Origin of the sequence: Burkholderia sp. BCC0097, from assembly GCF_902832985.1 — a bacterium.
GTDB lineage: Bacteria > Pseudomonadota > Gammaproteobacteria > Burkholderiales > Burkholderiaceae > Burkholderia > Burkholderia orbicola.
The window spans coordinates 1-15,021 of record NZ_CADFDM010000005.1; the positions used below are offsets into that span (position 1 = coordinate 1).

At 66.9% G+C, this 15,021-nt stretch carries 11 protein-coding genes and 1 tRNA gene; 6 read left to right on the top strand and 6 right to left on the bottom strand.

Annotated features, from left to right (window positions below; translation table 11 throughout):
- The 3 genes from HWX07_RS17520 to HWX07_RS17530 all read left to right on the top strand — a co-directional run.
- A partial coding sequence (locus tag HWX07_RS17520) for an acetate--CoA ligase (protein WP_175877126.1) occupies window positions 1-1,267 on the top strand: 1,267 nt, incomplete at its 5' end.
- A gap of 85 nt (window positions 1,268-1,352) precedes the next feature.
- Entirely contained in the window at window positions 1,353-1,697 is a 345-nt protein-coding gene (locus HWX07_RS17525; RefSeq protein WP_023477496.1) for a DUF4212 domain-containing protein, read from the top strand.
- A 3-nt stretch (window positions 1,698-1,700) separates the two neighbouring features.
- Window positions 1,701-3,716, top strand: coding sequence for a sodium:solute symporter family protein (locus HWX07_RS17530; protein WP_027813692.1), 2,016 nt, complete (start codon window positions 1,701-1,703; stop codon window positions 3,714-3,716).
- 128 nt (window positions 3,717-3,844) lie between these two features.
- Here the strand turns inward: HWX07_RS17530 and HWX07_RS17535 are convergent, their stop codons facing one another.
- The 3 genes from HWX07_RS17535 to HWX07_RS17545 form a co-directional block, all read right to left on the bottom strand.
- The gene (locus tag HWX07_RS17535) at window positions 3,845-4,609 is read right to left on the bottom strand and encodes a hypothetical protein (RefSeq protein WP_244130008.1); all 765 of its coding nucleotides are present in this window, start codon (window positions 4,607-4,609) and stop codon (window positions 3,845-3,847) included.
- 563 nt (window positions 4,610-5,172) lie between these two features.
- Window positions 5,173-5,263, bottom strand: a tRNA-Ser gene (locus HWX07_RS17540).
- Between the two features lie 57 nt (window positions 5,264-5,320).
- The gene (locus HWX07_RS17545) at window positions 5,321-7,510 is read right to left on the bottom strand and encodes a TonB-dependent siderophore receptor (RefSeq protein ID WP_175877127.1); all 2,190 of its coding nucleotides are present in this window, start codon (window positions 7,508-7,510) and stop codon (window positions 5,321-5,323) included.
- Window positions 7,511-7,804: 294 nt separating this feature from the next.
- Here HWX07_RS17545 and HWX07_RS17550 point away from each other — a divergent pair, with 294 nt between their 5' ends.
- The gene (locus tag HWX07_RS17550; protein ID WP_175877128.1) at window positions 7,805-8,425 is read left to right on the top strand and encodes an HAD family hydrolase; all 621 of its coding nucleotides are present in this window, start codon (window positions 7,805-7,807) and stop codon (window positions 8,423-8,425) included.
- A gap of 29 nt (window positions 8,426-8,454) precedes the next feature.
- Here the strand turns inward: HWX07_RS17550 and HWX07_RS17555 are convergent, their stop codons facing one another.
- Entirely contained in the window at window positions 8,455-9,564 is a 1,110-nt protein-coding gene (locus HWX07_RS17555) for a fatty acid desaturase (RefSeq protein WP_175877129.1), read from the bottom strand.
- A 226-nt stretch (window positions 9,565-9,790) separates the two neighbouring features.
- Between HWX07_RS17555 and HWX07_RS17560 the strand changes: the two genes are divergently transcribed.
- A complete protein-coding gene (locus tag HWX07_RS17560) occupies window positions 9,791-10,828 on the top strand; it encodes an AraC family transcriptional regulator (RefSeq protein ID WP_175877130.1) in 1,038 nt (345 codons plus the stop codon).
- A gap of 77 nt (window positions 10,829-10,905) precedes the next feature.
- Here HWX07_RS17560 and HWX07_RS17565 read toward each other — a convergent pair whose 3' ends face one another.
- Window positions 10,906-11,952 carry a beta-propeller fold lactonase family protein gene (locus HWX07_RS17565; protein WP_175877131.1) on the bottom strand — a complete coding sequence of 349 codons (1,047 nt, stop codon included), beginning with the start codon at window positions 11,950-11,952 and terminating at the stop codon, window positions 10,906-10,908.
- Entirely contained in the window at window positions 11,939-13,306 is a 1,368-nt protein-coding gene (locus tag HWX07_RS17570) for an MFS transporter (protein WP_175877132.1), read from the bottom strand. The genes HWX07_RS17565 and HWX07_RS17570 overlap by 14 nt, the downstream gene beginning before the upstream one ends.
- Before the next feature lie 581 nt (window positions 13,307-13,887).
- Between HWX07_RS17570 and HWX07_RS17575 the strand changes: the two genes are divergently transcribed.
- Window positions 13,888-14,868, top strand: a complete 981-nt coding sequence (locus HWX07_RS17575) for an acetyltransferase (RefSeq protein WP_175877133.1) — start codon at window positions 13,888-13,890, stop codon at window positions 14,866-14,868.
- The last annotated feature ends 153 nt before the right edge of the window (window positions 14,869-15,021 follow it).

Consider the following 15,021-nt stretch of genomic DNA (forward strand, 5'->3'; position numbering starts at 1 on the left):
CGACCTGTGGATGCACGAGCTCACGGACGGCGAGTCCGACACCTGCGAGCCGACCTGGGTCGGCGCCGAGCATCCGCTGTTCATCCTGTATACGTCGGGCTCGACCGGCAAGCCGAAGGGCGTGCAGCACAGCACCGGCGGCTACCTGCTGTGGGCCGCGCAGACGATGAAGTGGACCTTCGACTGGAAACCCGACGACGTGTTCTGGTGCACGGCCGACATCGGCTGGGTCACGGGCCACACGTACATCACCTACGGCCCCCTCGCGTGCGGCGGCACGCAGGTCGTGTTCGAAGGCGTGCCGACGTATCCGGACGCCGGCCGTTTCTGGAAGATGATCGGCGATCACAAGGTCACCGTGTTCTACACCGCACCGACCGCGATCCGTTCGCTGATCAAGGCCGCCGAAGCCGACGACAAGGTCCATCCGAAGAGCTATGACCTGTCGAGCCTGCGCATCATCGGCACGGTCGGCGAGCCGATCAACCCGGAAGCGTGGATGTGGTACCACAAGCACGTCGGCCACGAGCGCTGCCCGATCGTCGACACGTGGTGGCAGACCGAAACCGGCGGCCACATGATCACGCCGCTGCCGGGCGCGACGCCGACCGTCCCGGGCTCGTGCACGCTGCCGCTGCCGGGCATCACGGCCGCGGTGGTCGACGAAACGGGGCAGGACGTGCCGAACGGGCAAGGCGGCATTCTGGTCGTCAAGCGCCCGTGGCCCGCGATGATCCGCACGATCTGGGGTGACCCGGAGCGTTTCAAGAAGAGCTATTACCCGGAAGAACTCGGCGGCACGCTGTATCTGGCCGGCGACGGCACCGTGCGCGACAAGGAGACCGGCTACTTCACGATCATGGGCCGGATCGACGACGTGCTGAACGTGTCGGGCCACCGGCTGGGCACGATGGAGATCGAGTCGGCGCTGGTGTCGCATGAGCTGGTGGCCGAGGCGGCGGTGGTCGGCCGTCCGGACGACACGACCGGTGAAGCGGTGGTCGCTTTCGTGGTGCTGAAGCGCTCGCGTCCGGAAGGCGACGAAGCGGCGGCGCTCGCGAAGACGCTGCGCGACTGGGTGGGCAAGCAGATCGGACCGATCGCGAAGCCGAAGGACATCCGCTTCGGCGACAACCTGCCGAAGACCCGCTCGGGCAAGATCATGCGGCGCCTGCTGCGCTCGCTCGCGAAGGGCGAGGCGATCACGCAGGATACGTCCACGCTCGAGAATCCGGCCATCCTCGAGCAGCTCACCGAAGTGCGCTGAGCGCCTGCCGGTTGCGCATCTCGCGCGCGAGCCCCTGCGCGGCAATCCCGATTGCCCGCGCAGGGGCTTTTTGCTACATAACGGCATGACCGTTCCGACCCGTTCGGCGCCTGCCGCGCCACCTCCCGTTCCCGAACCGCTCGCGCGTGCGCACGCACGCTACTGGCGCTTCAACGTCGCGCTGATCGCGGTGCTGATGGTGATCGGCTTCGCGGTGTCGTTCATCGTGCCGTTCTTCGGGCCGGCGCTCGCCGGCGTTCGCTTCGCCGGCTTCAGCCTGCCGTTCTATGTCGGCGCGCAGGGCGCGATACTCGTGTACCTCGTGCTGATCGTCGTCTACATCGGGTTGATGCAACGGGCGGACCGCACGCTGCGCCGCGCATACGACGAGCATGCGGCGCGCGCCGGCCATGCGAACGGCGGGCGCTGATTCATGCTGACGCATCGACTGATACGCGCATACGCGCTCTACACGCTCGGCTTTCTCGGCTTCGTGCTGCTGATGTGGCGGATCGAGCGCGCGACGGGCTCGGGCGTCTGGATCGGCTACGTGTTCCTGTTCGTGCCGATCGCCGTGTACGCGGTGATCGGCTTGTTGTCGCGCACGTCCGATCTCGTCGAGTACTACGTGGCCGGGCGGCGCGTGCCGTCCGCGTTCAACGGGATGGCGACGGCGGCCGACTGGCTGTCGGCCGCGTCGTTCATCGGCCTGGCCGGCTCGCTCTACGCGACCGGTTACGACGCGCTCGCGTACGTGATGGGCTGGACGGGCGGGTTCTGCCTCGTCGCGTTCCTGCTTGCGCCGTATGTGCGCAAGCTCGCGCGTTACACGATTCCCGACTTTCTCGGCACGCGCTTCTCGAGCACGGCCGTGCGTGCGCTTGCGGCCGGTGCGGCGATCCTGTGTTCGTTCGTGTACCTGGTCGCGCAGATCCAGGGGATCGGCCTGATCGCGACGCGCTTCATCGGCGTCGATTTCGCGATCGGCATCTTCTGCGGGCTCGCGGGCATTCTCGTGTGCTCGTTTCTCGGCGGGATGCGCGCGGTTACGTGGACGCAGGTCGCGCAGTACATCATCCTGATCAGCGCGATCCTGATTCCGGTGTCGCTGATCGCGATGAAGAACGGCCTAGGCCCCGTGCCGCAGTTCAATTACGGCAAGCTGATGGAGCGCGTCGCGGCGCGCGAGGCGCAGGTGCGCGACGCGCACGACGAGCAGCAGGTGCGCGATGCGTATCGCCGGCAGGCCGCGGCTATCCAGACGCGGCTCGACCGGTTGCCGGCGTCCTATGCGGATGCGCGCCGGCATCTCGTCGACCAGCTTGCCGACCTGCGGCGTCACAACGGGCCGCTGCGCGAGATCAGCCAGCGCGAGCGCGAACTGGCCGATTTCCCGCGCGATCCGGCAGCGGCGCGCGTGGCGTGGACGCAGGCGCGCGACGACCTGCTTGCGCGGGCCGAGCCGCCCGTGCCGATGCACGAGCCGTTTCCGGCCGCGAGCGAAGACGAACGCAAGCCGCGCGAGCGGAATTTCCTCGCGCTGCTGCTGTGCCTGTCGCTCGGCACCGCGAGCCTGCCGCACATCCTGACGCGCTACAACACGACCACGTCGGTCGCGTCGGCACGGCGCTCGGTCGGCTGGACGCTGTTCTTCATCGCGCTGTTCTATCTGAGCGTGCCGGTGCTCGCGGTGCTGATCAAGTACGAGATCCTCGCGAATCTCGTCGGGCGGCCGTTCGCCGAATTGCCGGCGTGGGTCACGCAATGGCATCACTTCGAACCGGACCTGATCAGTGTCGTCGAGGTGATTCGCGACGGCATCGTGCACTGGTCGGAAATCCAGATGCAGCCGGACATGGTCGTGCTGGCCGCGCCGGAGATCGCGGGGCTGCCGTACGTGGTGTCGGGGCTGATCGCGGCCGGTGCGCTGGCCGCGGCGCTGTCGACCGCGGACGGACTGCTGCTGACGATCGCGAATGCGCTGTCGCACGACGTCTATTACTGCATGGTCGCGCCCGATGCGTCGAGCCAGCGGCGCGTGACGATCTCGAAGGTGCTGCTGCTGGGGGTGGCGCTGTTCGCGTCGTATGTCGCGTCGCTCAATACCGGGAAGATCCTGTTCCTCGTCGGCGCCGCGTTTTCGCTGGCGGCGTCGAGCTTTTTTCCGGTGCTGGTGCTGGGGGTGTTCTGGAAGCGCACGACGACGCGTGGCGCGATTGCCGGGATGGTGACGGGGCTGGCGGTGTGTGTGTATTACATCGTGTCGACTTATCCGTTCTTCACGCAGTTGACCGGGTTCGCCGGGCGCACGTGGTTCGGGATCGAGCCGATCAGCTCAGGCGTGTTCGGCGTGCCGGCCGGGTTCGCGGTGGCGATCGTGGTGAGTCTGTGTGATAAGCGGCCGGATGAGTATACGCGGGCGTTGGTGGATTATATTCGGCATCCGTGAGGGGGAGGGGCGACGAAACGCGGATAGGCCCGATGGACCGCACCTGCCGCCAGTGCGTTCGGCCGGATGTCGCCGTGTAACGCACGCCCAACTTTGCCGACTCATCAAGCCCGCCGCTCGGCTCACGTTCAATTCGTGACCCCGCGTGCCGCAACAGGCGCTTTGCATAGCGCGGCATTGTGCAGGATCGCTTTCCCCGTCGACTGGTAGTTGGTCGCGTCGCAAGGTGGCAGGCCGAACGAGGCGTCACTCTCCTTGTCGCTGTCGTCATGATTGCGCATCGCCGTCGTCTGCGAGAGCGTAGCAAGGCATCTTGCACTTTTGCCGAGATGGTATTGCGTCAGCGCGAGATCGCTGCGCACGCGATCGATCTCGATCCAGTCCATGTCGCGCGTGCATTCGTCGATCAATGATGTAAATACCATCTCGGCCGCCGCGTAGTTCTTCTTCACATAAAGAGCGCGGGCCTGCGTGAGTCGTGCCGCACGTGAGCGGTCCGTACACGCTGCGGTGGGCTGTCGATAGGCGCCGTCAAACATCGCGCGTACACCGCAATACGAACGGCACGCATCGGTATTGCCGGAATCGACCTTCACCGCGCCGTGGCCGCCAGTGATGGAAATGCGACATGTTTCGCCGCCATCAGTGGCCACGCCCGTATTGCCTTTGAGCGTGCCCGTGAGCGAACAGGTGTGGCAGTTGCCTCCAATCGTATCCAGCGTGAATCGGCCGCCCTTCACGACGAGCGCGCCATGTGAGTGACCGCCTTCGACATAGAAATACTCGCCCGGCTCGACAGCGGATGCGACCGCAACGAAGGCACCTGAAAAGCCCATGAAACTGCAAGCGCTCGCAAGCCATAGCGCGACATGCACACCTTTCCGTAGTGACACGTGCTTTCACCTTTTCGTATTGAGATCGAGATTCTAGAAGGCAGACTATCGGAGGATAAGTCATCTTCTTTTCAGTGCCAACGTCGCTAGAGCTCGGACGAGGGAGGAGCGCGCAATCAAGACAGATCGTTGCGTCGACACCCGCTATTAAATAACGGGCACGAAGAGCAACCACAGCGACAGGAGGTACATACCGACCTTAACGTGGTGGCTCATTCGATTCGAGGCGACGTTCACGTGGGCCCCGATGCTTCCGTGTTAGGCAGAATTTTTTACAGGAATTCGACACGCTGCCGACCATGATTCCTGCCTACTGTGACGGTGGCGCTTCACAGGATATGCGGGGCGAAATCTTCCTCCAGCGCGCATGGACCGATTCGTACGTTTGCTTTCGCTGGTTCATCGCCGTCTCGACCGACGATGCTCGACTTCACCGAAGAACGGCAAGGCATTCCCGTATCTTCCCCTATTCTGCCCCCAAGCGGCACTTTGATATCGGTTTGCGAGCCGGAAAACAAAAAGCCCCACAGAATATAGATTCTGCGGGGCTTTTGGGTGAATCCTGGCGGAGAGAGGGGGATTCGAACCCCCGATAGGCGATTAACCTATACACGCTTTCCAGGCGTGCGACTTAAACCACTCATCCATCTCTCCGGAAGACCGAGAGTATAGCAAACTCTGGCGGCGGCCCGCCACTACCTTGCGCGTCGGTCAGAAATTCGTCGTCATCGACAGCCACACCGAGCGCGGGTCGCCCTGCGTCAGGTATCCGCCGATCGTCGATGACCAGTACGACTTGTTCGCGACGTTGCGCACGGTCGCGCGCAACGTCGTCTTCTTGCCGAACACGTTTGTCGCGTAGCGCGCGCCGAGGTCGAAGCGGTCCCATGCCCGGATCGACATCGTGTTCGCGACGTCCAGGTACTGCGGCCCCGTGTGGAGCCAGCGCGCGGTCAGCGTGAGCCCGCGCAGCATCGGCACGTCGTATTCGGCACCCGCGTTGAGCAGGAACGACGGCACGCCGATCGGCCGGTGGCCGTCGTTCGCGCCGCTCGCCGTGTTCCGCAGCGTCGCGTTGAGGTACGTCGCGCCGGCGATCAGCCGCACGCCTTTCCACGGCTCGCCGTACACGGCCGTCTCGATGCCGCGGTGCCGCTGCATGCCGTCGGCGCCGAACAGGTTCGTCGCCGGATCGGTGTACGCCATCGGCTTCTCGATCTGGAACAGCGCAAGCGACGCACCGTACTTGTCGGTGTCGTAGCGGATGCCGGCTTCATATTGTTTCGACCGGTACGGCGACAGCGCCTGGCCTGCGTTGCGCGCGGTGTTCGGCGCGATCTCGCCCTGGGCGAGCGCTTCGCTGCGGTTCGCGAAGATCGACACGTTGCGCCACGGCTTCACGACGAGACCGAACACGGGCGTCGTGATCGCGTCGCTGTAGACGCCCGTGACCGCGCCCGTGTAGCTGAAGTTGTCGACCGAAATCGACTGGCGGCGCGCGCCGATCGTGAACAGCACGCGGTCGTCGAGGAAGCCGAGCGTATCGGACACCGCGAGGCTGCGCAGCCAGGTCTTCGTGACCGTGCCCGGATCGTTCATGTCGCCGCCCGTGTAGGCCGTTGGCGGAGACGGGATCGGCGCGGGATCGTAGAGCGTCGTCGGGAACGCGTTCGACATCGTGTACGCGGACTGGCTGTCGATGCGGATGAACGACGCGCCGGCCGTCACGAAGTGCGACACGGGGCCGGTCGTGAAGCGGCCGCGTACGCCGGCCTCGGCCGACTGCGCATCTTCCTTGTGCGGCACGCTCAGGCGCGAGCCGGTCGTGCCGGACGACGAGTAGGTCGGCGTGTAATAGTCGCCATGCTCGTTCGTATGGCGTGCGCCGGCCGATACGTAGGCCGTCCATGCCGGCAGGAAGTCGTACTCGGCGCGCACGATGCCGACCGTGTCCTCCAGTTCGCTGAAGCTCCACGGCTGCGCATAGTTGTGTGTCGCCGACGGCACGGCGGGCAACTGATCGCCGCTGACGAGCACGACCGGGCGGCCGTTGTCGATCCGCTGCCGCTGATACAGGAAGTCGCCGGACAGTCGCAGCTTGTCGCCGCGCCAGTCGAGCGAAACCGCCGTCACGTTGCTGTGGCGGCGCTCGTCGTCGACGGCCGTGTCGCCGCCGCTGATCGACTGGTTCACGCGCACGCCGAACTGGCCTTCGCTGCCGAAGCGGCGGCCGATGTCGACATGCGTGCCGAGCGAACCGGACGTGGCGCCGTCGACGGTGACGCGCGTGAGCGGCTTGTCGTCCGCGCGCTTCAGTTGCAGGTTCACGCCGCCGCCGACCGCCGAGCCGTTCGGCGACGCCCCGTTCAGGAAGGCATTCGCGCCCTTGAACACGTCGACGCGCTCGACCGCATCGGTCTGGACGAGTTGCCGCGGCGTGACGCCGTACAGGCCGTTGAGCGACACGTCGTCGCCGGCAAGCTCGAAACCGCGGATGACGAATACCTGCGAGAAGTTGCCGTAGCCGGAGGCGCTGCGCACGGCCGGGTCGTTGTCGAGTACGTCGGCGAGCGTGCGCGCCTGCTGGTCCTCGATCAGTTTCGACGTATAGGTGGTCATGCTGAACGGCACGTCGCTCGCCTTTTGCCGGCCGAGCACGCCGAAATCCGCGCCGCGCGCGACCTGGCCGCCGGCGTAGGTCGGTGCGAGGTCGCCGGGCAGCGGCTCGGCCGCGCCGGTCACGTTGATCGACGGCAGCATGGCGGCATCGGGCGCGGCATTGGCGTTGACGGCGGCGGAAGTCGCCTGCTGGGCCCGTGCGGCGGCAGGGAAGGTGCAGGCGAGCGCAATGCCGAAGGCAATCGGCGTGAGACGCCGGACGGGTAACGAAAGTGTCGACATGGGACGCAAATCGGGTGTGGTCGGTGATCCATCCCAGGGAGGCAAGTCGGAATCCGGGCGGCGTGACGCGTCCGTACTGTCGCGGACGTGTTTTTATCAAGCGGCGGAGTCTAACGTAAACGAGAATCATTGTCGTTTACGAGAGGGTTGGCCCACTATTTGAGATAACTGGGCGTCCATGGGCGACGGGGTACGACCGCCGAATGGGCGTCGGGACGGACTCCACGGTTTCGCGCGGGCCCCCGCGAGTCTGCTATCTTCCCGGGCATCTCATCGCTCTCCCGCCGATTCTCCATGACCGACCGCATCGTCGCCGCCTTCGATTTCGACGGCACCATCACGACCATCGACAGCTTTCGCCATTTCGTCCGCCAGGCGGTCGGCACGCCGCGTTTCGCGTGGGCGGGGCTGCGCGCGCTGCCGTGGATCGTCGCGATGAAGGCGGGGCTGCTCTCGCGCGGCGACGCGAAGGCGAAGTTCGCGTCGTTCGCGTTCGGGCCGATCCGCGAAGACGCGCTCGATGCGCACGCGCGCACGTTCGTCGACGGTTATCTGCCGAGCCTCGTGCGTCCGGAGATGCTCGAGCGCATTCGCGAGCATCGCGCGCGCGGGCATGAAGTCGTGCTGGTCAGCGCGTCGCCGTCGCTGTATCTGGAGAAGTGGGCGAAGACGGCCGGCTTCGACGCGGTACTCGCGACGCGGCTCGCGTTCGAGCGCGGCATCTTCGCCGGGCGGCTCGACGGCGAGAACTGCTGGGGGCCGCAGAAGGTCGTCCGGCTGCGCGGATGGTGGGGCAACCGGCCGCCGAAGCAGTTGTTCGCGTATGGCGACAGCCGCGGCGACAAGGAAATGGCCGAACTCGCGAACTGGTCGTGGATTCGCGGGCAGGGGCCGATGCCGCCGATCGACGCTTGATGAGGCGCTGACGCGGCGCGTCGCCGGCGTTACGCGTCGGTCTGCGCGTCGTGCGTGCGGCGAGACGGGCGATAGCCGCCCCAGCGATTCGCGCGGGCGAAGGTGCCGACGTCGTTGAAGCGCACGCCGACTTCGCGCAGCGCCGCATGCGCACGGCGCACGGTCAGTTGGCGGATATAGAACGGATCGCGCACCACGAAGTGATGGATCGCGTGCGTGCTGCCGAAATTGAAGCAGAACAGCTGGAACGGCAGCATCCACCACGGGTTCAGCACCTGCGTCTGCTGGATCACGTTGCGCGAGTCGATGTCGCCGAAATAGTGCATGTTCGAGCTGACGAAGTTGATGCAGAAGCTGCGCAAGAAGTTCGGCCCAAGCCACACCACCGCCAGGAAATCGACGACGCTCATCACGCGCTCGACGACTGCTGGCACCGTCACCGCGACATCGAGCGCATGCAGCGCGAACAGGCCGACGTGATAGACGATGAACGCGTGCCACAGCGTGTAGTACAGGTGACCGATCGGCATGTACGACGACACCTGCTCGATGCGCAACTGCAGGCGTTCGGACGGGGCCTGCACCGGCTGCGCGGCCACGTACTGCTTCACCTTGCGGCGCATCGCGGCCGGCCGCAGCACGACGGCGAGCATGCCGTCCGCGATCATCAGCAGGCGCTTCACGCCCCAGCGCTCGCCGTTGGTGATGCCGAATTCCTCGAGATCGGATTCGCCGCCCGACACCTTGTGGTGATGCAGGTGCATGCGCCGGCGCGTCCACGGGTTGATCGTGCCGGGCCGCGTGAGCCAGCACAGCGCCATCATCAGGTGATACGCCCACGGCGTCTTCTTGAAGTACATCAGGTGGATCAGGTCGTGCTCGAGCTCGTGGATCAGCGACGTGACGAACGCGGCGAGCGGCAGCGCGACGTACCACGCGATCGCGCCACGCGCATACAGCCACGCGATCGCGAGCATCGCGCTCACCGACACGGCCATCACGGTCGCGCCGACGAGGTTCTGGCGGTCGAGCAGCGGAAAGCGTGCGCGGATCGCATCGCTCGCGGCGTTCACTTCGCGGCGGACGTACGCGACCCGGTCGGCGTCGTGGCGAAAGGCGGTTCGTGCGGGTTGGCTCATCGACCGGAATCCGTGCGAAAAGAGTGGGGCGCAATGCCGATGTGACAAGCATAGGCGCGTGCCCGAACGCATGCGAGGGCCGTCGGTGCCAAGGGTGGTGTCATTTCGGGCCAGGTTGGCCGGCGGGCGGCCGCCCGGGCGGATGTCGACTCGCTAGAGTGCCGCAGCGGTGTCATTGCGGGCCAGCGACGCTACAATCCGCCGAAACCGTTCCGGAGTTCGCCGCATGGCCTTGTCCGTTCCGGATGCCGCGCGCCAGTTGAACAAGGCGACGGTGTCGTCCGCGTATGCGCTATTCATGCTGATGCTGGCCGAGGAGCGCGGCATCGACGGCGGCCGCATTCTCGCCGGCTCGGGTGTCGAGCGCGACCGGCTCGCGCAGCCCGATGCGCGCATCACGCCGCTGCAGCAGGCGGCGATCGTGTTCAACCTGCTCGATGCGACCGACGATCCGTCGATCGCGATCGAGATCGGCCTGCGCAGCAGCCTGACGAAAGCGGGGCTGATCGGCTTCGGGCTGATGAGCTGCGCGACGCTCGGCGAGGCGATCGCGCTCGGCATCCGCTACCTGCCGACGCGCGTGCCGTTTTTCTCGGTGCGGCTCGCGCAGCTCGACGGCATCGTCGACATCGACGTGCTCGAAGCGTTTCCGCTTGGCCGGCTGCGCCAGTTCGCGGTGGAAAACTTTCTGGTCGAAACCGCGATCCTGTTCAATTCGCTGCTGTATCCGACGCCGGGACGCACGCTGCAGTCGCGCGCCGAACTCCATTTCGAATGGCCGGAGCCGCCGTGGTTCGAGCGTTATCGCGCGCGGCTGCCGCGCTGCCATTTCGACGCGAGCGCGAACCGCATCCGCTGCGACGCCGCGCTGCTCGACGAGCCGATCGGCACCGCGAACGCGCAGACCGCGCAGATGATCGTCCAGCAGTGCGAGGCGGAACTCGCGCGGCTCGGCTATGCGGAGAGCGTCGTGGAGCGCGTGCGCAACCTGCTGATCTGCGGCGAAGGCGGCTATCCGTCGGTCGACGACGTCGCGCGCGAACTGCATGTATCGGCGCGCACGCTCAAGCGCAAGCTTGCCGAATACGGCGCGACCTATTCGGCGCTGCTCGACGAGATCCGGCTGCGCGACGCGCTGCGGCTGCTCGAAGGCACGCGGTTGCCGGTTGACGAGATCGCTGCGCGCGTCGGCTATACCGACCGCGCGAATTTCACGCGGGCGTTCAAGCGCTGGACGGGCGTGGCGCCGAGCGCGCGGCGCTGAACGTTGCTGAACGCCGCGTCGGCACCGGCGTGCCGGTCCTCGCGCAGGTGCGGATGCTTCTTCAAACCTGCACTCCTTCAGACGATCGCGATCCAGTTCGCACCGCGGCCGCCCGGCACGCGCATATGCAGCGACAGCGTGCCGTCGTCCGGCGCGATCGCATACACGGCCACGTGTTCCGACTGCTCGCCGCAGGCGACGAGCCAGCGCCCCGACGGATCGATCGCGAAGCCGCGCGGCTGCGCTTCGGTGGGCGTAGCGTGCGCGGGCTCGAACGTGCCGTCTTCATTGCGGCGGTAGCCGAGCAACCGGCTCGACGTGCGCTCGCTGACGTACGCGAAGCGCTCGTCAGGCGTCAGGTGCAGATCGGCGGCCCACACGGACGGTTCGGCCGGGGCGGGCGGGCGCGCATGGCCTTGCGCGAGTTCGGCGACGGCCGGGTGGCGCGCGCTTACGTGTGCATCGCCGAGCCGGCCGGTGTCGGTGTCGCGGGCGAAGGTCGCGAGCGCTCCCTGGAATTCGCTGACGACGACGAGCGTGCGGCCGTCATCCGCGAACCGCAGGTGACGCGGGCCGAAGCCGGCCGGCACGCGCGTGTCGCCGTGTTCGACCGCGCGCAGGCCGGCGGCGTCCTCGACGAGCGCGAAGCCGAACACGCGGTCCGAGCCGAGCGAGCTGACGTACGCGAAACGGTTGTCCGGCGACACGATCACCGCGTGCGCGTTCGCGATGCCGCCCGCGACTTGCAGCGGCGTACCGTCGCCGTCGCGCACGCGCGCGGCGTCGTAGAGGCTCAGCGAATTCCCGCCATACGACGCGCCGAGCAGCCAGCGGCCGCTGCGGTCGAGCGACAGGTACGCATGGCTCGCGTCGATCGCGGTCGTGCCGATGCGCGCGAGCGCGCCCGTGGCGGCGATGCGGAACGCGACGATCGTCGGCTGCTCGCCGCGGGTCGCGACGTAGAGCCGCGTGCGGTCGGCCTGCACGGCGATCGGCATCGCGACGTCGGCGGCGGGATAGCGGGCGAGCGGCGCGAGCGTGCCGTCGCCTGCGAGGGAGAACGTGGCGAGGTCGCCGTCGACGGCATTCGAGACGACGACGGTCAGGCGGTCAGTGTTCGGCATGGCGGAGCATCGAGGCGTGCGAGAAGGTTTCGTCGGCCGGCTGGCCGCGCGGCGGATCGCTGCGCCGGTGCGTGCGCGCGAACAGCGCGGCGACCGCGGCGACGAGCGAGGCGATCGCGAGCGCATACAGCCCGCCCGTGATCGAACCCGTATGTTGCTTCAGATAGCCGAAGGCCGTCGGCGCGACGAAACCGCCGAGGTTGCCGACCGAGTTGATCAGCGCGATCACGGCCGCGGCCACGCGCGTGTCGAGGTAGCCCTGCGGAATCGGCCAGAACAGCGACGACGCGGCCTTGAAGCCGAGCGCGGCGAAGCAGATCGACGCGAACGACCAGACCGGATCATGGGAGGTCGACGCGAACAGCCCGCACGCGGCCAGCACGAGCGCGCACGCCAGCCAGCGCTGCGGATGCTTCCACTTCGACGACAGCACCGCGAAGCCGTACATCGCGCCGATCGCGATCATCCACGGAATCGTGTTGTACAGGCCGACCTGGAAATCGGTGAGCCCGCCCATCTTGCGGATGATGGTGGGCAGCCAGAACGTGGCCGCGTAGATCGTCAGCTGGATCGAGAAGTACAGGAAGCAGAACAGCATGATCTGCGGATCGCGCAGCAGCGTGGTGGCGCGCACCGGCACGTTCGAGCGGACGTCGCGCGTCGCGCGCTCGTCGTCGAGCGCGTTCTGCAGCGCCGTGCGTTCTTCGGCGGTGAGCCACGTGGCATCGCGGATATGCGATTTCAGCAGCAGCCAGCTCGCGCCGCACAGCGCGACCGAGAACAGCCCTTCGATCAGGAACATCCATTGCCAGCCTTCAAGGCCGAAGCCGCGGATCGACAGCAGCGCGCCGGTGACGGGCCCGGACAGCACCGACGCGAACGCGGAGCCGCCGAGGAAGATCGCCATCGCCTTGCCGCGTTCCTGCGGCGGCAGCCATTGCGAAAGGTACAGCACGACGCCGGGGAAGAAGCCGGCCTCGGCCGCGCCGAGCAGGAAGCGCAGCGCGTAGAACGACGTGTCGTTCCACACGAACGCCATCGCGGCCGCGACGATGCCCCACGTCGCCATGATCCGCGCGAGCCAGACGCGGGCGCCGTAGCGCTGCATCAGCAGGTTCGACGGCACTTCGAACAGCGCATAGCCGACGAAGAACAGCCCGGCGCCGAGCCCGTACGCGGCCGCGCCGATGCCGATCGATGCTTCGAGATGGCGGTCGACGAAGCCGACGTTCACGCGGTCGATGTAGTTCGCGACGAACATGATCAGCACGAGCGGCAGCACGTGCCACTTCACTTTCGAGACGGCGGACGCGAGCGGGTCGCGGCCGGGGAGGGCGGACGAGGGCGGGTTCAAGGGTGTCTCCGGTCGGGCGGTGGCGGACGGGGCGGCGGACCGCGTCGGCGTCTGGATGTCGATTCAATGTAGTACGTCGTCGTATGACATGGTACGCCGGTGGGCTGAGGATGACGTCACGGGTTTACCCGAAAATATCCCGAGTTCCTGGATAAATCTCGGGAGAGGAGGCGCGCGTCTTCACATCTGATGACGTATGACATGGAGTGACGCTGCGTCCGCCACCGATCGTAGGGGCGGGTTCGGCGTGAAACCCGCGGTCGAGGCGGCGCATTCATTCGCGCATGGTCCATTTCCGGAGCCGGTGGAGAAAACCAATCTCGACGGAGCAGCGCTCGATACCCGCCGGCTTCGCACGCTGACGCGGATGCGGGAAGGCTTGCCGCCCATGAAGCGGCGGCAGCGCGATTGTGACGAACGATATGCAGGCACCCCGCAAGCCGTTTGCAGGGGAGGGCGGCTACGCTCTATTGAAGAACGCGCTCGCGGTTGCGGCAAAATACCGGGCACGCGAACTCGCCGTGCACGCCACTCGACGCGAACGGCGGCGATTTCATGTGTTGACGATGGAGCAACGAATCATGCAGGACAACCGGTACGCGCGGCACGTCTTCGCGTTCAATGGCGACGCGGACGGCCTGTGCGCGCTTCAGCAACTGCGGCTCGCCGAACGCGTGCACGGCACGCTCGTGACCGGCGTGAAGCGCGACATCAAGCTGCTCGAACGCATCGACGCGGGCGCGGGCGACATCGTCACCGTGCTCGACGTGTCGCACGACCAGAACCGCGACGCGTGCGCGCGGCTGCTGCGCGAGGGTGCGACGGTCCGTTACTTCGACCATCACTTTGCGGGCGAGCTGCCCGACCATCCGCGCTTCGACGCGCATATCGACGTGGCGGCCGACGTCTGTACGAGCGCGATCGTGAACCGCTATCTCGGCGGCCGGTACGTGCGCTGGGCGATCGTCGCCGCCCATGGCGACGAACTGCCGGCGCTCGGCGATGCGCTGGCACGCGAGCATGGCGTCGACGAAGCCGAGCGCTGCATGCTCGCCGAACTCGGCCGCTATCTGAACTACAACGCCTACGGCGAGTGCGTCGACGATCTGCACTTCGATCCGGCGACGCTCGCGGACGCCATGCTGCCGTGCATCGATCCGCTCGATTTCGTGCGCGACACGGCCGTGTTCGCCGCGTTGCGCGACGGTTACCGCGACGACATGGCGCGCGCGTGCGCGCTCGCGCCGCTGCGCGAGGTGCCGGGCGCGACGCTGGTCCGGATGCCCGATCATCCGTGGGCGCGGCGCGCGACCGGCATGCTCGCGAACGAACGGATGCGCAATGCGCCGCATGCGGCGCTCGCGGTGCTGTCGCCGCGCGCGGGCGGCGGGCTGGTCGTCAGCGTGCGCGTGCCCGACGGCCGGCCGATCGGCGCGGACGAGTTCTGCCGCGGCTTCGCGACCGGCGGCGGGCGCAAGCGCGCAGGCGGCATCAACCATCTGCCGGAAGACGCGTTCGATGCGTTTGCCGAGCGCTTCGAGGCCGCGTTCCGGCTCGATTGACGCGATGCATCGTTGACCGGATCAGTCGGGCGCATCGGCGGGCATGGTCGGGCCGTCGAGCGGCCGCGGCGTGACTCGATGGGGTCGGCGTTGCGTCAGCCGTGTGCGGTGTGCATGGAACCGATCGACGTATCCCCGACTGAGAAACCTTCC